This is a genomic window from Methanofollis fontis, from assembly GCF_004297185.1.
Classification (GTDB): Archaea; Halobacteriota; Methanomicrobia; order Methanomicrobiales; family Methanofollaceae; genus Methanofollis; species Methanofollis fontis.
Map to the genome: position 1 here is coordinate 181514 of NZ_PGCL01000001.1, position 21813 is coordinate 203326.

Below are 21813 nucleotides of genomic sequence, written 5' to 3' on the forward strand. Positions count from 1 at the left end.
CCAGGTTTCAGAAGCGGTCCCCCCACGGCAACCCGAAAAAAAAGAAAAAGAGGTTTCGATTTTTCAGCGGATCCTGCCGCCGCGGAGGAATGCCCCGCTCCCCTCCATCACGGTGCCGACGACGGCCGCATCGGGCACGGCACGCCGGAGAGCGGGGAGTTCATCCTCATTCAGGACGAATGCATAGCCCATCCCCATATTGAAGGTGCGGTACATCTCGTTCTCCGAGAGCCCACCCTGATCGCCAATCCACGCCAGGATCTCCGGCACCGGCAGGGGATCGGTGATATCGAAACCATGGTCCGAGAGACGGGTGAAGTTCAGCAGACCACCGCCGGTGATGTGACACATGCCGTGGATCTCGCACGCCGCGGCGGCATCGAGGGCCTCGCGGTAGATGCGGGTGGGCGTCAGCAGGGCCTCGCCGACCGTCCGCCCCGAGGGCAGGACGAGATCGAACCCGCCGTTCTCGAGTGCCACCTTCCGTGCAAGGGTATAGCCATTGGAATGGACGCCGGTGGACGGCACGCCGACGATCAGGTCACCGGGAACGATCCCCTCGCCGGTGACGACGCGGTCCTTCTGCTGCGCACCCAGACAGGTGCCGGCCAGATCCAGCCCGGTCACCAGACCCTTCAGGGTCGCCGTCTCCCCGCCCACGATATTCATATTCGCCTGCCGCGCCCCCTCGTTCAGGCCGATCCCGATCTGCCGCATCTTATCCAGCGAGATGCCGTCAGTGGCGATATAGTCCACGAAGGCCACGGGCTCGAGGTTCATCACGAAGAGATCGTTCACGTTCATGGCGATGCAATCGATGCCGACTGTCGTCCAGTCCTGGAGGGCGTCGGCGACCAGCATCTTCGTTCCCACACCGTCGACCGCCAGGGCAAGCGCCATATCCCCGAACTCAATCAGCCCGGCGAAGTGCCCCACCGTCCCGAGCATCGGGAAGGCGCCCTGCCGCCGGTAGGAGAGCTGCGAGATGAGGGCCCGCACCCCTTCCGCCTCGAGATCGATATCCACACCAGCCTCCCGGTATCCATATTCCTCACTCATCATCACACGCCTCCGAAAGCCTGAACTCGTCGTGGAGGAGCTGCAACGCCATTCTGCTATCGTCCTGCCGCACCACGAACGAAACGTTCACCTCCGACGACCCCTGCGAGATCATCATCACGTTCACCCCGGCCTTCCCGAGCGCCGTAAATATCCGTCCCGAGATGCCGGGCGTACCCGCCATGCCGGCACCGACGACGGCCACCGCCACGACGTTCCGGTCCGAGGTGACCTCACGGACGATCCCCGACTTCACGGGCCCTGAAAGCACCTCGAGCGCCTCCGGGAGGTTGCCCTCATCGATGATCAGGGAGATGTTCGCCTGCGAGGAGGCCTGCGAGATCATCATCACGTTGATCCCGGCGTTCCCCAGGGCCGAAAAGATCTCACGGGCAACACCCGGGCGTCCGATCATCTGCACGCCGTTGACATTCACCAGAGCGACCCGCTCGATATGGGTGACCGCCTTGACCACCCGGCGCTCCCGGTTCTCCTGCCGCCGCACGATGGTGCCCGGATGGTCGGGATTGAAGGTGTTCTTCACCCGCACGATGATGTCCTTCTCCATCGCCGGTTCGATGGACTTCGGGTGCAGCACCTTTGCCCCGAAGAAGGAGAGCTCCATCGCCTCCCGATAACTCACGTACGGAAGGACACGGACGTTCTCGATGATCCGGGGGTCCGAGGTCATCACGCCATCCACATCGGTCCAGATCCAGACCTCGTCGGCATCGATCGCCCTCCCGACGATCGCCGCCGAGTAGTCCGACCCGCTCCGCCCGAGGGTGGTGACGATGCCCTCCGGCGTGCAGCCCATGTAGCCGGTGATCACCGGCACCGAGTCCATCAGCAGGGGCAGGATGCGGCTGTTGATCCGGGGGTCGCTCTGGGGGAGCACCAGTGCATCGCCATGCCGGGCCGTTGTCAGGATACCGGCCTCACAGCCGTCGAGGGCAGTGGAGGCGATACCGCGCTCCCGCAGAGCGGCGCTGACCAGCAATGCCGAAAGCCGCTCGCCATAGCTGACGATGTAGTCGCTGGAGCGGCGCGTCAGTTCATGGAGGGCGTGAACCGCCGTCAGGATATGTTCGAGGTTCTTAAGGCGAGCGTCGATGACCGCCCCGACCTCCTCCGCCTGTCCGGGTGCCACCGCGACAAGGGTCTTCATGTGTTTTGCCCGGATCGCCTGGATAAATGAAGCGATAGGGGGTTCTTCTACGCTTGACTCGGCCTCAGCGGCAATGGCATGGAGCTGGTCGGTCACCCCCGATAGGGCGGAGACCACCACCGCCATCTCATGACCTTCGGCATGGTAGCCGTGAAGGATGTCGACCACACGAGAGATGCATTCCGCATCGCCGACTGATGTGCCGCCAAATTTCATTACAAGCCTCATTTCTGGCTCACTCTCACTGATCCCACAGGATGGTATTTATGTACTGACACCTCCCACGCTATAATAGGATGCGCGCGCTGGACGTAATCGACTGCCACGTCCTTGTGATCGGGAGTGGCGGCGCCGGAGTAAGGGCTGCAATAGAGGCAGAGCGGTATGGCGAGACGGTTCTCCTTTCCAAGAGCATCACTGGAAAAGGAGGGTGTACAACGATGGCGGAGGGCGGGTACAACGCCGTTCTGCGGGAAGGCGACACCTGCGACCTTCACCTGGAGGATACCCTCCGGGGGGGCGCCTATCTCAATGACCCGGCCCTTGTCGAAGCGCTCGTCGCCGACGCCCCTGCGCGCCTCGGCGACCTGGTCTCCTGGGGCGCCGTCTTCGACGCCTCGGCCGATCACGAGGTGGCGCAGCGATCCTTTGGCGGACAGTGCCGCCCCCGCACCTGCTATGCCGGCGATCGCACGGGCCACGAGATGATCATGACCCTGATGGAGCGTCTCCGGGGCACCGACGTCCAGCGTATCGACGAAATGGCGGCGATCGAACTGCTCAAGGACGGCGAACGCGTTTGCGGCGCTCTCGTGCTCGATAAACACGGCGAGATGCGGGCGATCCGGGCGGACGCTGTCGTGCTTGCCGCCGGCGGCGGGGCGAGGACCTACGACGTCTCCACCAACTCCGGCACCGGCAGCGGTGACGGTTTTGCCCTTGCTTACCGCGCCGGGGCTGACCTCATCGATATGGAAATGGTCCAGTTCCACCCCACAGGTGCGGTCTATCCCTACGATGCACGCGGCCGACTCGTCACCGAGGCGGTGCGCGGCGAGGGCGGACACCTGATCAATGCCAGAGGGGAGCGGTTCATGACCGGCTACGACCCTGATCGCATGGAACTCTCGACGAGAGATGTGGTGGCGCGGGCGATCGCCACCGAGGTGCTCGAGGGGCGCGGCACCCGCAATGGCGGCGTATACCTGGACGTCACCCACCTCCCCCCCGAGCAGATCGAGGAGCGGTTGCCGGTGATGCTCTCTCAGTTCCTCCGCTTCGGCGTGGATATCAGGACCGAACCGATGGAGGTCGCACCCACCGCCCACCATATCATGGGCGGGTGCGCCATCACGCCCGGCGGGCGGACGACGGTGCCCGGACTGTTTGCCGCCGGAGAGTGCACCGGCGGAGTCCACGGCGCAAACCGCCTGGGTGGCAACGCCCTTGCCGACACCCAGGTGTTCGGGAAACGGGCCGGCGAATCCGCCGGAAAAGAACCCATTCGAATGGCACAGATCGACGGGGCGCAGGTTGAGGCGCAGCGGCGACGGATCGAGGACTTCTACGAGGGCGAATCCTCCCCGGTCTGGGTGACCGACCACCTCCAGCAGACCATGTGGGACGGCGCCGGCATCCGGCGGGACGCCGCCGGACTTGAGGCAAGTCTCCAGATCGTGGAGGGTCTGACCGCGGCACCCCTCCGCGCCGCCACACCCCGCAACCTGATCGAGTGCTGCGGTGTCCAGAGCCTCTGCACCACGGCGATGCTCATCATCAGGTCGGCCCTGATACGCCCGGAGAGCCGCGGCGCACACTGGCGGACCGATGTCCCCCCACAGACCGATCCCGCCCATTCCCGCTTCGGCCACACCCACATCAGCCTTGAAGGAGAATGGATCGAGGAGGCGGACTGATATGAAAGAGATCACATTCACCATCCGGCGGTTCAACCCGAAAACCGACACCGCACCGCACGACGAGGAATACACGGTGGAGGTGCACGAGGGTGCACGGGTGCTCCACGCCCTCCACGCCGTCCACGCACAGGACCCCGGTCTCGCCTACCGCTGGTGCTGCGGGTCCGGGCAGTGCGGGAGCTGCGCCATGCGCATCGACGGCACACCGGCACTTGCATGCCTCACCGAGGCGCACGACGGGATGACCGTCTGGCCCCTCGACCTGCCGGTGGTGCAGGACCTGGAGGTGGACGTCGCCCCGTACCTCGACCGGATCTCACCCCTCTGTTCGTCCGAAGGGGCGGTGTTCCCGACACAGGCGGAGATCGAGGCGATCAAACCCCTCCGAGAGTGCATCGAGTGCATGTCCTGCGTCTCGGTCTGCCCGGCCCTGAAGGTTTCCGATTTTGCCGGACCGACGGCGATGCGGCAGGAGATGCGCCTTGCCCTCGATCCGCGTGACACGCAGGACCGCATCGCCGAGGCGATCGAGCATGACCTCTTCAACTGCACCACCTGCCAGCAGTGCTGGAAGGTCTGCCCCAAGGAGATCCAGACCCCGGGCAAGGCGATCGAGAAGCTGCGGGAGATCGCCAACCGGCGCGGCCTCACCCTCCCCCGCCACCAGGAGGTGGCCGAACTGGTCAGGACGACCGGTCGATCGGTCGGGAAGACGCAGGAGACCTTCCTGGAACAGGTGCCCGAGGTGATCGAGCCCGAGGGCGAGGTGCGGGCCACAGTCGGCTTTTTCGTGGGCTGCATGTACAACGGCAGACTTCCACAGACCGCACTGGACATGATCGAGGTGATGCGGAGGAACGGCATCCGCGTGATCATCCCGCACGAACAGGTCTGCTGCGGTTCCCCGCTGATCCGCACCGGCCAGACGGCGATCGTCGACTCCCTCAAGCACCAGAACATCGAGGCCTTCACCTCCCGCGATATCGATATCGTGATGACAATGTGCGCCGGGTGCGGTTCGACCCTGAAAAACGATTATGACACTCCTTTCACCGTGATGGACGCCACAGAGGTGCTGAACAGGGTCGGGATCGAAGACCCCGCCCCCCTCCACATCACCGTCACCTACCATGACCCCTGCCACCTCCTCAGGGGGCAGGGCATATCAGAGGAGCCGCGCAAACTCCTCAGAAAGGTGGTCGACCGTCTGGTCGAGACCCCGAACCAGTGCTGCGGGTCCGGCGGCGGCGTCCGTTCGGGCGTCCCCGAGGTGGCGGGCGCCCTGGGTCAGAAGAGAGGGGAGGCCTTCGAGTCGAGCGGTGCCGAGATGGTCGTATCCTGCTGCCCCTTCTGCGAGTTCCATATCGCCGAGAATACGCGCCTGCCGGTGAAGGACCTGATGACCCTGCTGCGCCGGGGCTACGAGGAGAAAGACCGGCAGAAGGCAGCAAAAGAGGAATGAAGACCTCCATACACCCCCATCCCCAGATACCATGGACGCACCCCTATTCGACAGCATCATCATCGTCTTCGGACTTGCCATCCTCATCCTTTTCGTCTGCACCCGCCTGCGCATCCCGGCAATCGTCGGTTTCCTCATCACCGGCATGCTCGTCGGCCCGCACGCCCTCGGGCTGATCCCGGATTCCCAGACCGTCAGCACGATCGCTGAGATCGGGATCATCCTTCTCCTGTTCACCATTGGCATGGAGTTCTCGTTCCAGAACCTGCTCCGCATCCGCCGCGCCGTCCTAATCGGCGGATCAGTGCAGGTGCTCCTCACCATCGCCGTGGTTGCGGCGGTGGCGATGATCGCCGGCCTCTCGGTCCAGCAGGCGATCTTCTTCGGGTTCCTGCTCTCTCTCTCCAGCACGGCGATCGTGCTCTCCATCCTGCAGGGGCGCTCGGAGGTCGAGAGCCCGCATGGGCGCACGGCACTGGGCATCCTGATCTTTCAGGACCTCGTGATCATCCCGATGATGCTCCTGGTCCCGATCCTTGCCGGGGAGGCAGGCGAGGGTGCCTCTTCGATCCCGATGTTCCTGCTCACTTCGGTGGCGATACTGGGCTTCGTGATCGTCTCCGCCCGCTGGCTCGTCCCCTATCTCCTGTTTCAGGTGGCGCGACTCCGGAGCAAGGAGATCTTCCTCCTCTCGATCGTCGTCATCTGCCTCTTCACCGCATGGCTCACTGCCAGTGCCGGTCTCTCCCTCTCCCTCGGCGCCTTCCTGGCCGGGCTGATCATCTCGGAGTCCGAATACTCGCATGAGGCGCTGGGGGCCATCCTGCCCTTCAAGGACGTATTCACCAGTTTTTTCTTTATATCGGTTGGAATGCTCCTCAACATCGGCTTTTTGCTCGAAAATCCGGCGATTATCCTGGCCCTCACCGCCGGCATCGTCCTCCTGAAGGCCGCCGTCGCCGGCACCGCCACGCTTGCGATCGGCTACTCCCTGCGGACCGCCGTGCTTGCCGGACTTTCAATCAGCCAGATCGGCGAGTTTTCGTTCGTGCTCTCTGAGAGCGGCGCAAGTTACGGACTTATCGACAACGGCATGTACCAGGGCTTCCTTGCGGTGACCGTCATCTCGATGATCGCCACGCCCTTCCTGATCGATTCAGCACCTCGAGCAGCCGAACGGGCGATGCGCCTCTCCCTGCCGACCCGTATCAGGCAGGGCACGGTCCCGGAGACGAAAACGGGTGAGCACGAACAGAAAGACCATATCATCATCATCGGTTTTGGGCTTGGCGGGAGAAATGTCGCCAGAGCGGCGCGGGCCGCCGATATCCCCTATGTGATCGTCGAGACAAATCCGGAGACGGTGCGGGAAGAACGCGATCGCGGCGAACCGATCCATTACGGCGACGCCACCAGGCGGGCGGTGCTCGCCCATGCCGGCATTGCAGCGGCAAAGGTGCTCGTCATCGTCATCTCCGACCCCACGGCCACCCGGCGGATCGTCGCTGCCGCCCGCCGGGCCAACCCGCACCTGCGGATCATCGCCCGCACCCGTTACATGGGAGATATCGCCGAACTCTCACGTCTTGGCGCTGACGAGGTCGTCCCCGAGGAGTTCGTCACCTCCATCGAGATCTTCTCGCGCATCCTCTCCTCATACCTGGTGCCGCGGGACGAGATCGAGCGCTTCGCCGCAGAAGTGCGCACCGACGGGTATGTGCTCTTCAGGTCGTCTGAGGCGCCGGCACCCGCCCTTGAGGACATCGGGTTCTACCGCCCCGGCGCCGAGATCGAGAGCCTCAGGGTGAGTGCGGGCGCCCCGATCAGCGATCAGAGTCTTGGTGAAATGAATCTCCGCCGCCGGTTCGGCGTCACCGTGCTCGCAATCCGCCGGGGTGCCGGAGTGATCACGGCGCCCTGCGGCGATACCAGGATCGAGGAGGACGACATCTGCGTGGTCATCGGCCCCGAAGACCGGATCGCCGACCTCGAGCCCTTATTCCGGGGAGAAGAGAACGGGGAAGAAAACGGGAGGTGAAGGGGCATCACTGTGCAAGCAGATAGGCCTGCACCTCGAGCGCCGCCTTCGCCCCCTCACCGGCGGCAATGATGATCTGTTTGCCCTTGATCGAGGTGACGTCGCCGGCGGCAAACACGCCGGGTGAATCGGTCCGGCAGTTCTCGTCCACAATGATCTCGCCACCATCATTGAGGGCGACAAGACCGCGCACGGCATCGACATTCGGTTCGTGCCCGATCTCCGCAAACACCCCGTCCACGGCGATCTCCTCCTCGTCACCGCTCTCGTTGTTCCTGATGCGGATACCGGTGAGCACGGACTCACCCGAGAGAGCGGACACGGTGAAGGGGCGGTGGATGGTAACATTTTCGTGCTCCTTCAGGCGGTCGAGGTACACCGCATCAGCCCGGATGGTGCTCCGGACGATCATGTGGACCTGCCGGGCGATCCGTGCCATCTCGATCGCCGCCGTCACCGCCGCGTTACCGCCGCCAACGATGGCCACGTCCCGATCGCGGAAGAGCGGACCGTCACAGGTCGAACAGACCGAGACCCCCCGCCCCCAGAAGCGGTCCTCCCCCTCGACACCGAGACGACGGGGGCGCCGCCCGGTGGCCACGATCACGCTCCGGGCCAGAAAAGAGCGGTCAGAAAAGGTTTTGACCAGGAATGTCCCGTCCTTCCGGGTGATGCCCGTCACCCGGTCGAGTTCCAGGTGAATATTCAGGTTCCTCACCTGTTCCTCGAATTTCGACATCAGGTCCTCACCGCTCACCATCCGGTAACCCATATAATTCTCGATCGCCCAGGACTCCATCGCCTGTCCACCGATATTCTCTGAGATGATCATCGTCGAGAGGAGCTTGCGGGTGGTATAGACCGCGGCCGTCAACCCTGCCGGTCCGGCGCCCATGATGATGACGTCAAAGACCTCTTCCTCCCGCCCCCCGGCACCGAAGACTTCAGTGAGCCGCGGCACATCGAACCCGATGATCATCTCGTCGCCCGCCACCGTCACCGGCACCCCGTACTGCCCGGTGAGTGCCACCATCTCCTCTGCCGCTGCCGTGTCGGCGCCGACATCGACATCCTCGTATTCGATATTGTTTTTTTCGAGGAATGCCTTGACCATGCGGCAGTATGGGCACTGTTTTGTCGAGTACACCTTTACCTTCGGCATATGTTCCTTCCTCACAGAACTGGAATAAAAGGGTTGCGCCGGGAACGGCCCATTTCCACCAATGATACGCCCATTCCAGAAGGCGTAACGGGGTGCGCTTACGTTCCATGCGCCCATCCATGCAACAGGCGCCGGGAGGGACATAATAGACCCTGATGACACAACAGGATCCCCGGAGTCCCGGTTCAATACCAGGAACACCAGAAAAATGGAGGTGATCACTCCACGCTGCCGAAACGGACGCCCGGGACCCCGCAGATCGGGCACCGTTCCGGGACGGCGTTCAGGACGATGTTGCCGCAGACCGGGCAGAGGAAGACATCGGTGAGATCGAGATCCTTTCCGCCCTGCACCGCCTCAAGCGCCCGCGTATACAGACCGGCATGCACCTGTTCGGCCTTCATGGCGTGGGTGAAAGTGATCACGGCCTCATCATTCCCCTCCTTCTCCGCCTCCTCGACAAAACGGGGGTACATCTCGGTGAACTCGTCGGTCTCGCCCTCGATGCTCCCCTGCAGGTTCTCGGCCGTCGTCTTCAGGCCACCCATCACGACGAGTTCGCGCCGCGCGTGGATCGCCTCGGCCATGGAGGCGGCCCGATAGAGACGCCCCACATTCTTGAAACCCTCTTCGTCGGCTTTCTCGGAAAATGCTGCGTATTTCCGGTTTGCCTGCGATTCACCGGCAAATGCCGCCCTGAGATTCTCCTGTGTTGCCATGATTGACCATCTGATCAGGGATCTACATATACCTTCCACCCGGCAGGGGAGGCGGACGACCGGAACAGAGGCTCCGGACCCGATTCAGGGGGGCGGGGACCGCCGGATCACAATTTGAATATTTATATATTACCGGAACCGAACCCAACCTGATGAAGCGGATGCGCGATATGGCGGACCCGGACCGCCCACGGGAGAAGATCGCCACCCGGGGCGTGGGCGCCCTCACCGACCGGGAATTGATCGCCGCCATCATCGGGAGGGGGGTGCCGGGACGGGACGTGCTGGAGATCGCCCGTGATATCGAGGGGGTGATCGCCGATTCTGGGGCGCCCCCCTATGCCGCCCTCACAGAGATCCAGGGGGTCGGATCGGCGAAGGCCTGCCAGATCGCCGCCGCCTTCGAACTCGCCCGCCGCCATTACGAACCCGGCGAGGTGCGCATCGCCGCTCCGGCAGACGTGGTGCCGCTCGTGCGCCACATCGCCGATCGAAAACAGGAATATTTCGTCTGCATCTCGCTCAACGGCGCCGGGGAGGTGATCGGCAACCGGGAGGTGACCAAGGGGCTGATCAACTACAGCCCGGTCCACCCGCGGGAGGTGTTCGCCGACGTGATCACCGACCGGGCGACCTCGGTGATCTTTGTGCACAACCATCCCTCGGGAAGCCTCGAACCAAGCCGTGAAGACATCGCCATGACCCGCCAGCTCGTTTCGGCCGCCGAGATCCTGGGGATCCGGGTGCTCGACCATATCATCATCACTCGCCGCGCCCACCTCTCCATGCGCGAACGCGGACTGCTCTGAAACGGCATGACCGATTACCGCCGGGTGAACCGGACCCTCTGGCTGATCCTTACGGCAAACATCCTCGTAGCAGTTGCAAAAGCCTCATTCGGCCTCATGGCCGGTTCGATGTCGATGGTGGCCGACGCCCTCCATTCCACCTTCGACTCGGCCTCGAACGTCATCGGGATCATCGCCACCCGCTACGCCGCACTCCCCCCGGACAGAAACCATCCCTACGGTCATGCAAAGGTGGAGACGCTCGCCACCCTGATCATCGGGGGGATGCTCATGCTGACGGCCTACTGGGTGATCAGCGAGGGCCTGGGGCGCCTCAGCGGCGGGGCATCACCGACGATCACCGGGGTCACGATCGCCGTGATGGCAGGGACACTCGTCGTCAACCTGCTTGTGGCCAGGTATGAACGGCGCATGGGGGAGGAACTGGGGAGCCCCTTTCTCATCGCCGATTCAGAGCACACAAAAAGCGACATCTGGGTCTCCCTCTCGGTGCTTGCCGGTTTTGTCGCCGTCACCCTCGGGTACCCCATCGCCGATCCCCTCATCGCCCTCCTCATCGGTGCCGTCATCGGACGGATGGGGCTCTCCATCCTGCATGAGGCCGGTCTGATCCTCACCGACGCCACGACGGTGGAATGCGTCGAGGCGGTCAGAGAGGCGGTGGCGGGAATAGAGGGGGCGAAGGGGTTCCACCGTTTCCGCTGCCGGGGAACACCCGGCAACCTCTTCGCTGACATCCATGTCACCGTCGACCCGCAGATGAGCGTTGAGGACGCCCATGCCATCGCTTCACGGGTGGAGGCGGCGATCAAGGGCGCCGTAGCCGGCATGCAGGAGGTGGTGGTGCACATCGAACCCTCACGGAAGGAGGGAGAGGGGAAATCCGGGTAGGAAATCAGTCGGATGGTCCGACAATCGAGCAGAGTTCCCGCCCCTTCTCACGGCATGCCTCCACGATCTCCGGGCGGGTCCTGATATCCCGCACATGGTCCATGTCCCGCTGGAACACGCCGTCCCAGTAGGGGCAGTCGATGATCTCACAGAAGGTCCGGGTCGTCTGGAGGGCGCCGTCGAAGACATCGTCGTAGTTTGTGCCCGAGATGCAGATGAACAGGGTTTTTCTTTGTTTTCGGCGGTCTGGAGAGATAAAAGAGTTTTTTCGCATGTACTTTGCCATATAATAGACCTGAAACCGGTCCATAAACGACTTCAGCTTCCCCGGAATACCCATCGTCATGATGGGGGTGGCGATGATCAGACCGTCCATCTCCCTGAACCGCCGGTAGAAGGGGGTGACGTCATCCTGCATCCGGCAGTCCTCGTGCTCCATGCAGTGCAGGATCTCCATGCAGGGTGAGAAGTTCAGGAAGGGCACCATCACCCGCTCCACCTCACACCCCCCCTCCTCGGCCCCGGCGACCGCCTGCTCAAAAAGATAGGCGGTATTGCCGTTCCTGACCGGACTGCCGAGAAGGGCGATGATCTTCTTTCCCATGCACAAGAACCTCTTTCCCTCCTATATCTACCTATTCCCCCCCCTGCAAAAGCCATATATAATGGATCATGCTATTCTTCGTCTGGTGAAAACGTGACTGCAGAAGAACCCACGAAGGTAAAGGCAGGAGAGAAGGTCGGCCCCGGCAAGTATGTCTGTATCGACTGCGGTCGGGAACTCCATGTGACCGAATCCGAGAAGGATCTGGTCAAGTGCCCGAGCTGTGCCTGCGAGACCTACCAGTGCTTCCCGATGACGCACATCAGACCCGACATCAAGACACCTGAAGACGCAGTTCACCCGCCAAAACGCAAGTAAACCCCCTATCGGTGCGGGGGGCCGGAGGAATGGTTTCATGGCGAATGTTGAAGAGGTGGGACAGATCTTCATCTGTGAGATCTGCGGCAACGTGGTCGAAGTAAAGGAGGTCGGCGGAGGCGAACTGGTCTGTTGCGGCGAACCGATGGTCCTCCAGGAGTGATGGACATGGAACAGAAGATGAAGGAACTTGAGGAGAAGATCGGCAAAGTTCCGAAAATATTTGCCGAACTCAAGGATATCGAACCCGACATCTATGAGAAGGTGATGGGCATCGATCAACTCGTCTGGGCGGACGGTGCCCTATCCAAACAGACGAAAAAAGTGATTGCTATCGCTATTGCAGCTGCCCTCAGGGACCGCCATGCGGTAAGGGCCCAGATGGCGGGCGCAAAGAACCTGGGCGTCAGGAAAGAGGAGATCGAAGAGGGGCTCCGCGTCGCCTTCCTGCTGGCCGGCATGCCGGCCTATGTCTATGGTAAGACGGCGCTCGAGGAGATGATGGGGTAATTCCCCCTCTTTTCAGGTGATTGATATGGAAGAAGCGTATTCCCTGCCGATTATCGGTGAGGCCGCCCCCGATTTCCAGGCCGTCACCACCCACGGCCCGATGAAACTCTCCGAACTGCGGGGAAAATGGGTCGTGCTCTTCTCGCACCCGGCCGACTTCACGCCGGTCTGTACCACCGAGTTCATGGCGCTTGCACGGGCGAACGATGAACTCGAGGGCCTGAACGTGCAGCTTGTCGGTCTCTCCATCGACAGTGTCCACTCCCATCTCGCATGGGTGCGGAGCATCGAAGAGAAGATGGGGGTGAAGATCCCCTTCCCGGTGATCGCCGATCTCGACATGAAGGTCGCACGAAGGTTCGGTATGATCCACCCGGGCCAGAGCAGTACGGCGACGATCAGGACCGTCTTCTTCATCGATCCCGAGGGGACGATGCGGGCGATGATCTATTATCCGCTGAACAATGGGCGCTATATCCCGGAGATCGTCAGGCTGGTGAAGGCACTCCAGGTCACCGACCAGTTCAAGGTCTCGACACCGGCGAACTGGCAGCCCGGCGATAAAGTCGTCGTCTCCCCACCGAAGACAGCGGAGGAGATGGAGCGCCGCGGGGAAGAAGGCTACGAGTGCAAGGACTGGTACCTCTGCTTCAAGCAGATCTGATCCCCCAACCCTTTTAGCCGCCCCCAGGCGGAGCAGCCAGATATCAGTGAGGACAGGAGGAGGCGTTTATGGTCCCTGCACAGAAACGATCGGTTCTGCTGGTGGGAACAGCAGGCAAACGGTTCCAGACAGATGATCTCGAGAAGCAGGGCGATCGATGGACCGTCCGGGCCGTTCCCTCCAGCAGTGACGCCCTTACCCATCTGCAGGAGGAACCCGCCGACCTCGTCGTCCTCTGCGCAGGCGACCCCGGCATCAGAGATCTTCTGTCCGTATTCAGCCTCCCAACACCCCCTTCCCTTGTGATCCTTCGTGAGGGGGCACCACCCCTGATCATCAATGCTGTGAAGAGAGCAAGCGGCGACGAGATCCCGGAGATCCTCAGTGAGGCGATGGATGATCGGGACCACCAGCGCCTGCTCGGGGAGCAGGAGCGGCAGTTGAGCACGCTGCTCGGCAGTCTGCCCGGCATGGCGTACCGCTGCAAGAACACACCGACCCATACCATGGAGTTCGTGAGTCAGGGCTGCCTCCCCCTGCTCGGCTATCCTGCAGAGGACCTGATCGGCGACCGGAGGGTGGCCTATGGCGACCTGATCCACCCGGACGATCGGGAGGGTTTCTGGGAGGCGATCCAGGATGCGATAGATGAGAGGCGCCAGTTCACGCTCCGCTACCGGGTCCGGACGGCAGACGGCAGGACACGATGGGTCAGGGAGCAGGGCCGCGGGGTGGTCGGGGAGGACGGCACCCTGGAGGTGCTCGAAGGCTTCATCACCGACATCACCCCCGAAGCCGAGCTGCGTGATGAGATCGAACGGCGCGGGATCATCCAGACGGCGATCCTGGACAACATCCCTGACCTTGCATGGTTGAAAGACGGGGAAGGGCATTATATCGCCGTGAACCAGGCGTTCGAACACGCCTCTGGCTTCTCGCGCAGCGAGGTCGTCGGCCGGACCGACCTTGAAATCTGGCCGCGCTACCTTGCCGAACGCTATATGAACGAAGACCGGGAGGCGATGCGCTCAGGGTGCAGACAGGCCCTGGTCGAACCTTTCGTCCGGGTGGACGGCCTGGAAACCTGGGTGGAGACGGTAAAGACCCCGATCCGGAACAGGAGCGGGAATGTCACGGGAACGGCAGGGATCGCCAGGGATATCACCGAACGCCGCGCTATGGAAGAGGCGCTCAGAAAGAGCGAGGAGCGGTACCGCCTTTTCCTTCTCAATTTCCAGGGGATCGCCTTCAGGACGGGACCCGACCTGCTGCCGCTCTTCCTCTACGGCGACGTCCTGGGGATCACCGGCTATACGCCGGATCAACTGCTCAGGCAAAAGGAGATCTGGGAGGAGGTGATCTATCCTGCAGACCGGGAGGGGTTCCTGGGGACACTGGAGAAGACCACCCGCACCGGCACTGCAGGGGCGGTGGACCTCAGGATCATTGGTAAGGACGGCAGGGTCAGGTGGCTCCATGCCAGCGTGCAGAGGGTCGCTGACGATAGCGGCCACGGGGTGCAGGGCGCCCTCTTCGATATCACCGACCGCAAAGACGCTGAAGAGCAGATCAGATATCTCGCACGATTCCCGCAGGAGGATCCAGGACCAGTCATGCGTATCGGGCGGGACGGCATCGTGGCGTATGCAAATGAGGCGAGCAAACCGCTTCTTGAAGAGTGGGGCACCAGCGTCGGCGAACTCCTCCCGCCGGTGTGGCGGTCGGTCGTCAGGGGGGCCGTCGCCGACGGCCGCAGCCGTACGCGCGACGTCTCTGTTCGGGGGGCGGAGTACCAGCTGGTCTGCGTGCCAATTCCCGAAGGGGGTTATGTCAATCTCTACGGCGTGGAGATCACCGATCGTCGGGCCATGGAGGTGGCGGTGTGGGAGGCGAACCGAAAACTCAACCTGCTCAACAGCATCATCCGCCACGACATACTCAACCAGATCACGGTGCTTCAGGGATATATCGCACTCACCCTCCAGAAAGGTGAGGGAGGAGAATATCTCAAGCGGATCACCGATGCAACCGAGCGGATCCGGCGGCAGGTGGAGTTCACGCGCGATTATCATGAACTCGGGGTGAAGGGGCCGGTCTGGCAGTCGCCGGGGCGTGAGATGGACCGCGCCTGGAGGTCCCTCTCTCCGGTCGGCATCACGCTCCATTCAACAGTCGATCCCGACCTTCAGGTCTTCGCCGATCCGCTGTTCTGGCGGGTGCTCTACAACCTGGTGGACAACACGGTCCGCCATGCCGCCGGCGCCACGGAGATCCGTTTCTCTGCCGCTTCGGCCGGCGAGGAGATGCACCTGATCTATGAAGACAACGGACCCGGGATACCGGCAGGTCAGAAGGAGAGCCTCTTCAAGGAGGTGACAGGGCAGAAGAAAGGGCTCGGCATGTTCCTCTCACGTGAGATCCTCTCCCTGACCGGGCTTCTGATCCACGAGGAGGGCGAACCAGGACAGGGGGCGCGGTTTGTGATCACCGTCCCGGAAGGGGGTTTCAGGCGCCGCCCGGACGACGCCTGACCGCCACTCTTTTTATTCCGCAGGGAGAACGAGAAGACCGATGGCACTCCATGTTCTGGCCGTGGCCGGAAGCCCCCGGCGGCACGGCAACTCCGAAACCCTCCTCGACCGGGTGATCGCCTCGATGGCGGCCGAGGAGGGGATCGAGGTCGAGAAGGTCGCCCTCTCCGAGGTGACGGTGCACCCCTGCAAGGGGTGCAATGCCTGCGAACGGCTGAACCGATGCGTCCAGCGCGACGACCTCGACTGGCTCGGGCAGCGGCTCCTGGACGCCGACTGCGTACTGCTCTCCTCGCCGATCTACTGCATGGGCATCTGCGCCCAGGTGAAGGCGCTCATTGACCGGGCACAGGTCTTCAGGTCGAGAAAATATGTGCTGAAACTCCCGGTGGTCCCCCAGGAGAGGAAATGGAAACGGCTCGGATGTTTTATCTCAACTGCGGGCCAGAAATGGGACTATGTCTTCGATGCCGCTGTCCCGAGCGTGAAATGCTTTTACCATGTGATGGATATCAGGGACAGCGATATCGCCTATCTGATGATCAACGGCGTGGACCTTGCTGGCGAAGTCGAGAAACACCCGACGGCACTGGATGAGGCGGAGGCGCTCGGTAAAAAACTGGTGATTGAGATGAAGGAGCGGTTCGGCGATGGCAGTTAAGGTTCTTGGCATTTCGGGCAGCCCGCACCGGCGCGGAAACACCGAGACCCTCCTGGATGCATTCCTCCACGGGGCGGAGGAGGCGGGAGGCGAGGTGCGCAAGGTGGTGCTCCGCGACCTCGCCTATTCCTCCTGCCGGGGGTGCAATGCCTGCCATAAGAACGGAAGATGCGTGGTAAAAGACGACCTGACCGGACTGTTTGAGGAGATTCTGGCCGCAGACGTCCTTGCCATCGCCTCCCCGATCTATTCGATGGGGATCACCGCCGACCTGAAGGGGCTCATCGACCGGGCACAATACCTCTGGGCACAGAAATTCGTGCTGAAATCCCTCTACTTCTCAGACGAGCATATCAGGCTGCACAAGGGGGTGTTCCTCTCCACGGCCGGACAGGCCTGGGACCATGTCTTCGATTCGGCCTACCCGATGGTGACCGCCTTTTTCAACGGCGCCGGATTCGAGTATTACGACAACGTGATTGCAAACAATATGGACGAGTACGGCGGGATCAGGGGGCATCCGACCGCTCTCGCCGAGGCGGAGCAGAAGGGGGGGGAGGTGGTCGAGGAGATCAACTCCCTGCAGACTACAGGACAATCAGTGCACCGATGAGGGCGGCGAACGAGGCGGCGATCAGCACGGCGAATACGGCGGGGTTCCATGCCAGGACCTTTCTGCCGTCGAGGACGCTCACCGGGAGCATATTGAAGGTGGCGATCATGGCGTTGATCTGGACGCCCATGAACCCGATTGTGGCCAGGAAGGGGGCGTGCACCGTGCCGGCGCCGACCATCAGGGCAAAGAACCCGGCGCAGAGGGCAAGGTTGGTGACTGGACCGGCGGCCGAGATGATCCCGTTCTCGCGCCGGGTGGTCGCCCCGTAGATCACGGTGGCGCCGGGGGCGGCAAAGACCACGCCGACGAGGGCGGCGAGGATCACCGCCATGACGAGCATGGTGTTGTCCTTCTGGAACTCCGCCCAGTAGCCGAAGTGCATGGCGGCGAATTTGTGGGCGAGTTCATGGAGCACAAACCCCACGCCGACGGTCAGCAGGGAGGCGGCGAAGACGACGAGGAAGCCCGACGGGCTGATGCCGCCCCGCACATAGAGAAGGCTGAAGGCGACGGCGATGGCGACCCATGCGATGAGCAGGTCGCGCCGTTCGCGTCGGGGAATTCTCTTGAGCATACGCGTATATGGGGGCGGAGGGTGTTTATCTCTTCGGAATGGGGTGTCGGGGCCGCTCCATCCGGGGCGAATACCGGCAGGCACGGCTATCTGAATGCATTTATTCTGCCCTGCAACACAGGGCGTGGAAATACCGCCGTTCCGCAGGGCCATTCATTTTTTTACCCCGGACCGCCGATGGAATGCCATGACGATCGAGGACATCAGGGCGGAGATCGATGCACTGGACAGGGAGATCATCGGGCTGATCGCACAACGGCAGGCGATCGCCGGCAGGATGGCACACGAAAAATATCTGGCCGGTCTGCCGGTGCGGGACCAGAAAAGGCGGGAGGCGCTGCTCAAACAGGTCTTCGATACAGCGGTGGAGCAGAACATCAATCCGGTGATGGTCAGGCAGATCTTTGAGATCCTGATGGATATGAGCGAGGAGCGTCAGCACGAGTGTATCGGGGAGGGCAACCTCCCCTGATGTGTCACTCTGTTCCCCGCAGGTAGGAGGCGGCGGTGATCCCCCCGAGGGCAAGGGCGCGGACCTCGTCCTTCAGACCCCGGAGCACCACGGGATCGTCGATTGCATCGAGTGCCCGGCGGTAGAGGGCGGTCATCCGGGCAGTGTAGTCCGGGCCCCGGCCACGGGCATCGACGACGACGTCCCGCACCCCGGCGGCGGCGAGGGCCGGGAGGTGGTCGATCAGACAGGTCTCGACGGCGTTTCCAATCCGCATGCGGCAGTCGCCGTCGGGATGGAGGGGGAAGATCCGGCCCCGTTCATCCCGGAGGGCAAACCGTTCCTCCCCACAGCCTGAAGGACAACCAAGGGCGGTGGCCGGCGGGCAGTCCTCGGTGATCATCGCCACAGCCGTCCCCTGCACGATCATCCTGGCCTCCGGGCCGTCCGGGGGCAGGCGGGTGATGAGCGCAGCGATATCCGCCGCCCCGAGTTCGGGGGAGAGGGTGACCGGGGAGAGGCCCGGGTGTGAGAGGGCGGCGCAATGGTTCCAGACGTTCAGCCCGGCGCCGCCCGAGAGGGGCATGGCGGGGGCGGCGGAACATACGGCTCGAGCACCTCCGTGCCCCCCGACCATCACGCCGGCGATGCGGGCACAGGGAAGGAGGGGGACCGCCGTGTCCAGAAACGCCTTCCTGATGACCGTCGGCCACATCCAGATCAGGGGGAGGGGGGCGGCACAATCCACCGCCTCCTGCAGCACCTCTCCGGACGGATGGAGAGGTTCAAAACAGATGCGGTCCGCCCCCCCTTCCTGTGCCGCCCTGACCCCCTCTGCGGTGTCGGTATAGACACTGAGGCAGGGGAGGAACGGGACCGCAGGTGCGGGCGGGGCGCGGAGGCTCTCCACGGCGGCGGCGCAGCGGCGGCTGGCGTCCCGGACCGCCCCCTCATCAGGCCGGGCGGCTCGGACCAGCGCCTCCTCAGCTGCCAGGAGCATCCGTCGCCTGAGATCATTGAGATAGGAGGGCGGGGCAAAGAGACCGCCAGGATAGGCGAGGTCAAGGCTGCCGATGAAAAACTGCGTTCCCCCGGTCTTCCTGAGGTGTGCGGCGATCGCCTCTGCACCGAGCGGACGGGTGCGGGCCGCCCCCATCGGCGTCTCGCCCCGCACCGTGATCTCCACCCCCTTACGCCGGGGCGGTGTGCAGACGGCGTCGATCACGGGCGTCCCGTCCGCCTCCCAGCGGACCGAGGCATCGATCCGGACCGCCTGGCGTTCGCGTTGTATGATCTCCACCGCACGCCGCTCCAGGGATCCACGCCGGGTGATCGCCACCACCGCGCCGGGTGGAGCGGGGCGGGGGAGGCGGAGAACGACCGTCCCACCGCGGCGGGGCGGCGTGCCGCGCACGACAAACCCGACCTCCCCCTCCTGCGAGCAGACGACGCAGCCGTCACCGTTCTCCGGGACCGCCTGACCGGTGAGGGCGACCGTCGCCTCCATCCGGCTGCGGGAGAAGGAGAGGACGGATCCGACCTCCACGCCCCGGTTGTCCGGGCGCTCCGGACCGATCACCCCGGTGTGCCGGGCGCCGGTGAGATAGCCGCGGGTAAACCCCCGGTTGAAGGCGAAGGCAAGGTCCAGCTCGTCCTCTGCCGATGGCACAAACCGACCCGCCGCCACGCTGTCCAGGGCCCGCCGATAGATCTCCGTAACAATTGCCACGTAGGCCGGCGCCTTCATCCGCCCCTCGATCTTCAGGGAGGCGACCGGCAGGGCGACCACCCCCTCGAGCAGCGGGTAGAGGCAGAGGTCGCGGGTGGAGAGAGGGTAGGGCCCGCCCTCTGCCACCGGCGCCATCCCCTCCGGGCGACCGAAGCGGTCGGTTCCCCCCCTGAGCAGGGTATAGGGTTTGCGGCAGGGCTGGGCGCAGGCCCCCCGGTTCCCGCTCCGACCGCCGATCAGGGACGAAAGAAGACACTGACCGGAATAGGCATAGCAGAGTGCCCCGTGGACAAATATCTCCAGTTCTGTCCCGGTCTGCTCCACAACCTCCCGCATCCCCTCGATCTCAGCCCCGGAGAGTTCCCGGGCCAGCACCACACGGTCGACGCCCATCGATGCCGCCCACGCAAGACCGTCGGCAGACGAGATCGCCATCTGGGTGGAGGCGTGCACCGGCAAATCCGGGACGATCCGCCGGGCGAGAGCAAGAACGCCGGCGTCCTGGACCAGCACCGCATCCACCCCGATCCGGTAGAGGAAGAGCAGGTAGCTGCCCACTGCAGGGAGTTCGTCCTCCCGGATCAGGGTGTTCACGGTGACATGGACCGAGACACCGCGGGCGTGGGCATAGTCCACCGCCTCTGCAAGGGCATCGTCATCGAAGTTCGTCGCAAACCGCCGGGCGGAAAACCGGGTGCCGCCAAGATAGACCGCATCGGCTCCAGCCGCAACGGCGGCGACAAGCGCCTCCCGGGACCCGGCGGGGGCGAGGAGTTCGGGGATCTCTCGTGGTTTCGTGTGCATAAATGGATCCGGCCCGGATATAGCCCTTTCAGCCGGGGCAGGCAGGAACCCATATGCCAATGCATCGGAACATCTCTCATCCATGCCCAAAATCAGAGAATACCTCGAGCAGGTCAAGCAGACCAACCAGGAGATCGCCGGGGCGACCCGCCAGGAGATCATGGAGGGGCCCTCACCGCGGCCCCGATGGGCGGGAGTCCTGCGATGGCCTGTACGCGCCATGTGATCGATGCCTGCGACGAATTTAGAGCAGCGTGAGAGAACACCAACATCTGCGCCCCGATCCAAGATCGCTACGAGAATATTGGATTTACGGGGACGCCCCTTCTCTCCATCGGACCGGCACCCGATCCGCCCCAAAGGGACAGGCATATAACAGGTGAGGATATGATACCTGAGTGTATGAAGATCGTCGTCTCACTGACGTGTCCCGACGAAATCCAGAAGGCGGTGGCCCTTGGCGCCGATATCGTCGAACTGAGGCTTGACCTCATGGGGGACGACCTATCGGCGGTGATGGCGGGGTGCGGCGGTGAATGCGCCGTTCCGCTCATCGCCACCCTCAGAAGCAGGGAAGAGGGAGGTGAGTTTGGCGGAGATGCCGAGGAATGGTTCTCGATCATCCAGCCCTTCCTCGATCTGGTGGACTATGTGGACGTAGAGAGGAAGTTCAGGCGGTTCGCCCGCATCATTCGCCAGCAGCATCGGGAGGTGATCGCTTCGGCGCATATCGGATATATGCCCCCTCCAGACGATCTGCTGGCAATCGAGCGCGACTTGCGCTCGTTCGGCACCATACCGAAGATTGCGGTCACTCCGTCATCGCCCGCCGAAATACTGGACCTGTGTTCGTTCACCCTGAATGCCGAGAAGCCGATCGTCACCAGCATCCAGGGTGAAGAGTTCAGGTACGCCCGCACCTGGCTCCCATTCTTCGGTTCCGGGCTGGTCTACTGCCATATCGGCACACCGACGGCCCCGGGTCAGTACGACATCAGGGAACTCCAGAAACTCGAGGAACTCCTCACATATCACTGAGGACCACCTCCGGTGCACCGGAAACGGACAGGCCCATCCGTTCCCGAGCATACATCTTTTTTTCACGCGGGCGGATCGCGCTTCAA

Annotated in this window: 22 protein-coding genes; 15 read left to right on the forward strand and 7 right to left on the reverse strand. The window is 63.2% G+C overall.

Annotation, left to right across the window (positions count from 1 at the left end; all coding sequences use genetic code 11):
* Positions 1 to 63: 63 nt before the first annotated feature.
* Both purM and CUJ86_RS00845 read right to left on the reverse strand, forming a co-directional pair.
* Positions 64 to 1062: a phosphoribosylformylglycinamidine cyclo-ligase gene (purM, locus tag CUJ86_RS00840; protein ID WP_394342414.1), complete on the reverse strand. Its 999-nt coding sequence runs from the start codon at positions 1060 to 1062 to the stop codon at positions 64 to 66.
* Positions 1052 to 2443, reverse strand: a complete 1392-nt coding sequence (locus CUJ86_RS00845) for an aspartate kinase (RefSeq protein ID WP_130645673.1) — start codon at positions 2441 to 2443, stop codon at positions 1052 to 1054. Before CUJ86_RS00845 ends, purM begins: the two co-directional genes overlap by 11 nt.
* A gap of 80 nt (positions 2444 to 2523) precedes the next feature.
* Between CUJ86_RS00845 and tfrA the strand changes: the two genes are divergently transcribed.
* From tfrA to CUJ86_RS00860, 3 genes are read left to right on the forward strand one after another with little or no spacing between them, the layout of a single operon-like run.
* On the forward strand, positions 2524 to 4143 hold the full coding sequence (gene tfrA / locus CUJ86_RS00850; protein WP_130645674.1) for a fumarate reductase (CoM/CoB) subunit TfrA: 1620 nt from the start codon (positions 2524 to 2526) through the stop codon (positions 4141 to 4143).
* Between the two features lies 1 nt (position 4144).
* Positions 4145 to 5608 carry a fumarate reductase (CoM/CoB) subunit TfrB gene (gene tfrB / locus CUJ86_RS00855; RefSeq protein WP_130645675.1) on the forward strand — a complete coding sequence of 488 codons (1464 nt, stop codon included), beginning with the start codon at positions 4145 to 4147 and terminating at the stop codon, positions 5606 to 5608.
* Positions 5609 to 5639: 31 nt separating this feature from the next.
* Entirely contained in the window at positions 5640 to 7646 is a 2007-nt protein-coding gene (locus CUJ86_RS00860; protein WP_130645676.1) for a cation:proton antiporter domain-containing protein, read from the forward strand.
* 7 nt (positions 7647 to 7653) lie between these two features.
* Here CUJ86_RS00860 and CUJ86_RS00865 read toward each other — a convergent pair whose 3' ends face one another.
* Together CUJ86_RS00865 and CUJ86_RS00870 are read right to left on the reverse strand one after the other, a co-directional pair.
* Complete coding sequence (locus tag CUJ86_RS00865) at positions 7654 to 8808, reverse strand: FAD-dependent oxidoreductase (RefSeq protein WP_130645677.1); 1155 nt, start codon at positions 8806 to 8808, stop codon at positions 7654 to 7656.
* A gap of 218 nt (positions 8809 to 9026) precedes the next feature.
* Positions 9027 to 9527 carry a rubrerythrin family protein gene (locus CUJ86_RS00870; RefSeq protein ID WP_130645678.1) on the reverse strand — a complete coding sequence of 167 codons (501 nt, stop codon included), beginning with the start codon at positions 9525 to 9527 and terminating at the stop codon, positions 9027 to 9029.
* Between the two features lie 152 nt (positions 9528 to 9679).
* On the opposite strand from CUJ86_RS00870, the gene radC reads away from it, so the two are divergent.
* Both radC and CUJ86_RS00880 read left to right on the forward strand, forming a co-directional pair.
* Positions 9680 to 10336 (forward strand): RadC family protein, encoded by a 657-nt coding sequence (gene radC, locus CUJ86_RS00875; protein ID WP_130645679.1) that lies wholly within the window; start codon positions 9680 to 9682, stop codon positions 10334 to 10336.
* Positions 10337 to 10342: 6 nt separating this feature from the next.
* Positions 10343 to 11227 carry a cation diffusion facilitator family transporter gene (locus CUJ86_RS00880; RefSeq protein WP_130645680.1) on the forward strand — a complete coding sequence of 295 codons (885 nt, stop codon included), beginning with the start codon at positions 10343 to 10345 and terminating at the stop codon, positions 11225 to 11227.
* Between the two features lie 4 nt (positions 11228 to 11231).
* Here CUJ86_RS00880 and CUJ86_RS00885 read toward each other — a convergent pair whose 3' ends face one another.
* Positions 11232 to 11831, reverse strand: a complete 600-nt coding sequence (locus CUJ86_RS00885) for a flavodoxin family protein (RefSeq protein ID WP_130645681.1) — start codon at positions 11829 to 11831, stop codon at positions 11232 to 11234.
* 93 nt (positions 11832 to 11924) lie between these two features.
* Here CUJ86_RS00885 and CUJ86_RS00890 point away from each other — a divergent pair, with 93 nt between their 5' ends.
* The 7 genes from CUJ86_RS00890 to CUJ86_RS00920 all read left to right on the forward strand — a co-directional run bounded on the left by CUJ86_RS00890 (position 11925) and on the right by CUJ86_RS00920 (position 17128).
* Positions 11925 to 12149 (forward strand): zinc ribbon-containing protein, encoded by a 225-nt coding sequence (locus tag CUJ86_RS00890; RefSeq protein WP_130645682.1) that lies wholly within the window; start codon positions 11925 to 11927, stop codon positions 12147 to 12149.
* A gap of 37 nt (positions 12150 to 12186) precedes the next feature.
* Entirely contained in the window at positions 12187 to 12312 is a 126-nt protein-coding gene (locus tag CUJ86_RS00895; protein WP_130645683.1) for a desulfoferrodoxin FeS4 iron-binding domain-containing protein, read from the forward strand.
* Positions 12313 to 12317: 5 nt separating this feature from the next.
* Positions 12318 to 12659, forward strand: a complete 342-nt coding sequence (locus CUJ86_RS00900) for a carboxymuconolactone decarboxylase family protein (RefSeq protein ID WP_130645684.1) — start codon at positions 12318 to 12320, stop codon at positions 12657 to 12659.
* A gap of 25 nt (positions 12660 to 12684) precedes the next feature.
* Positions 12685 to 13323 carry a peroxiredoxin gene (locus CUJ86_RS00905; protein ID WP_130645685.1) on the forward strand — a complete coding sequence of 213 codons (639 nt, stop codon included), beginning with the start codon at positions 12685 to 12687 and terminating at the stop codon, positions 13321 to 13323.
* Between the two features lie 68 nt (positions 13324 to 13391).
* Entirely contained in the window at positions 13392 to 15854 is a 2463-nt protein-coding gene (locus tag CUJ86_RS00910; protein ID WP_130645686.1) for a PAS domain-containing sensor histidine kinase, read from the forward strand.
* 40 nt (positions 15855 to 15894) lie between these two features.
* Positions 15895 to 16515, forward strand: coding sequence for a flavodoxin family protein (locus CUJ86_RS00915; RefSeq protein WP_130645687.1), 621 nt, complete (start codon positions 15895 to 15897; stop codon positions 16513 to 16515).
* Positions 16505 to 17128, forward strand: a complete 624-nt coding sequence (locus CUJ86_RS00920; RefSeq protein ID WP_130645688.1) for a flavodoxin family protein — start codon at positions 16505 to 16507, stop codon at positions 17126 to 17128. The genes CUJ86_RS00915 and CUJ86_RS00920 overlap by 11 nt, the downstream gene beginning before the upstream one ends.
* Here CUJ86_RS00920 and CUJ86_RS00925 read toward each other — a convergent pair.
* Positions 17103 to 17705 carry a zinc metalloprotease gene (locus tag CUJ86_RS00925; RefSeq protein ID WP_130645689.1) on the reverse strand — a complete coding sequence of 201 codons (603 nt, stop codon included), beginning with the start codon at positions 17703 to 17705 and terminating at the stop codon, positions 17103 to 17105. The genes CUJ86_RS00920 and CUJ86_RS00925 overlap by 26 nt on opposite strands.
* Positions 17706 to 17892: 187 nt before the next feature.
* Between CUJ86_RS00925 and CUJ86_RS00930 the strand changes: the two genes are divergently transcribed.
* Positions 17893 to 18177: a chorismate mutase gene (locus CUJ86_RS00930; RefSeq protein WP_130645690.1), complete on the forward strand. Its 285-nt coding sequence runs from the start codon at positions 17893 to 17895 to the stop codon at positions 18175 to 18177.
* 4 nt (positions 18178 to 18181) lie between these two features.
* Here the strand turns inward: CUJ86_RS00930 and CUJ86_RS00935 are convergent, their stop codons facing one another.
* On the reverse strand, positions 18182 to 20689 hold the full coding sequence (locus CUJ86_RS00935; protein WP_130645691.1) for a U32 family peptidase: 2508 nt from the start codon (positions 20687 to 20689) through the stop codon (positions 18182 to 18184).
* 82 nt (positions 20690 to 20771) lie between these two features.
* On the opposite strand from CUJ86_RS00935, the gene CUJ86_RS11720 reads away from it, so the two are divergent.
* Positions 20772 to 20915: a hypothetical protein gene (locus tag CUJ86_RS11720; RefSeq protein WP_165394715.1), complete on the forward strand. Its 144-nt coding sequence runs from the start codon at positions 20772 to 20774 to the stop codon at positions 20913 to 20915.
* A 161-nt stretch (positions 20916 to 21076) separates the two neighbouring features.
* The gene (locus CUJ86_RS00940) at positions 21077 to 21727 is read left to right on the forward strand and encodes a type I 3-dehydroquinate dehydratase (protein ID WP_235855537.1); all 651 of its coding nucleotides are present in this window, start codon (positions 21077 to 21079) and stop codon (positions 21725 to 21727) included.
* Positions 21728 to 21813 lie beyond the last annotated feature (86 nt).

Excerpts from the sequence above, each read along its gene's own strand:
- purM (WP_394342414.1), bottom strand. The coding sequence starts at position 1,062 with ATGATGAGTGAGGAATATGGATACCGGGAGGCTGGTGTGGATATCGAT.
- CUJ86_RS00845 (WP_130645673.1), bottom strand. The coding sequence starts at position 2,443 with ATGAAATTTGGCGGCACATCAGTCGGCGATGCGGAATGCATCTCTCGT.
- tfrA (WP_130645674.1), top strand. The coding sequence starts at position 2,524 with ATGCGCGCGCTGGACGTAATCGACTGCCACGTCCTTGTGATCGGGAGT.
- tfrB (WP_130645675.1), top strand. The coding sequence starts at position 4,145 with ATGAAAGAGATCACATTCACCATCCGGCGGTTCAACCCGAAAACCGAC.
- CUJ86_RS00860 (WP_130645676.1), top strand. The coding sequence starts at position 5,640 with ATGGACGCACCCCTATTCGACAGCATCATCATCGTCTTCGGACTTGCC.
- CUJ86_RS00865 (WP_130645677.1), bottom strand. The coding sequence starts at position 8,808 with ATGCCGAAGGTAAAGGTGTACTCGACAAAACAGTGCCCATACTGCCGC.
- CUJ86_RS00870 (WP_130645678.1), bottom strand. The coding sequence starts at position 9,527 with ATGGCAACACAGGAGAATCTCAGGGCGGCATTTGCCGGTGAATCGCAG.
- radC (WP_130645679.1), top strand. The coding sequence starts at position 9,680 with ATGAAGCGGATGCGCGATATGGCGGACCCGGACCGCCCACGGGAGAAG.
- CUJ86_RS00880 (WP_130645680.1), top strand. The coding sequence starts at position 10,343 with ATGACCGATTACCGCCGGGTGAACCGGACCCTCTGGCTGATCCTTACG.
- CUJ86_RS00885 (WP_130645681.1), bottom strand. The coding sequence starts at position 11,831 with ATGGGAAAGAAGATCATCGCCCTTCTCGGCAGTCCGGTCAGGAACGGC.
- CUJ86_RS00895 (WP_130645683.1), top strand. The coding sequence starts at position 12,187 with ATGGCGAATGTTGAAGAGGTGGGACAGATCTTCATCTGTGAGATCTGC.
- CUJ86_RS00900 (WP_130645684.1), top strand. The coding sequence starts at position 12,318 with ATGGAACAGAAGATGAAGGAACTTGAGGAGAAGATCGGCAAAGTTCCG.
- CUJ86_RS00905 (WP_130645685.1), top strand. The coding sequence starts at position 12,685 with ATGGAAGAAGCGTATTCCCTGCCGATTATCGGTGAGGCCGCCCCCGAT.
- CUJ86_RS00910 (WP_130645686.1), top strand. The coding sequence starts at position 13,392 with ATGGTCCCTGCACAGAAACGATCGGTTCTGCTGGTGGGAACAGCAGGC.
- CUJ86_RS00915 (WP_130645687.1), top strand. The coding sequence starts at position 15,895 with ATGGCACTCCATGTTCTGGCCGTGGCCGGAAGCCCCCGGCGGCACGGC.
- CUJ86_RS00920 (WP_130645688.1), top strand. The coding sequence starts at position 16,505 with ATGGCAGTTAAGGTTCTTGGCATTTCGGGCAGCCCGCACCGGCGCGGA.
- CUJ86_RS00925 (WP_130645689.1), bottom strand. The coding sequence starts at position 17,705 with ATGCTCAAGAGAATTCCCCGACGCGAACGGCGCGACCTGCTCATCGCA.
- CUJ86_RS00930 (WP_130645690.1), top strand. The coding sequence starts at position 17,893 with ATGACGATCGAGGACATCAGGGCGGAGATCGATGCACTGGACAGGGAG.
- CUJ86_RS00935 (WP_130645691.1), bottom strand. The coding sequence starts at position 20,689 with ATGCACACGAAACCACGAGAGATCCCCGAACTCCTCGCCCCCGCCGGG.
- CUJ86_RS11720 (WP_165394715.1), top strand. The coding sequence starts at position 20,772 with ATGCCCAAAATCAGAGAATACCTCGAGCAGGTCAAGCAGACCAACCAG.
- CUJ86_RS00940 (WP_235855537.1), top strand. The coding sequence starts at position 21,077 with ATGATACCTGAGTGTATGAAGATCGTCGTCTCACTGACGTGTCCCGAC.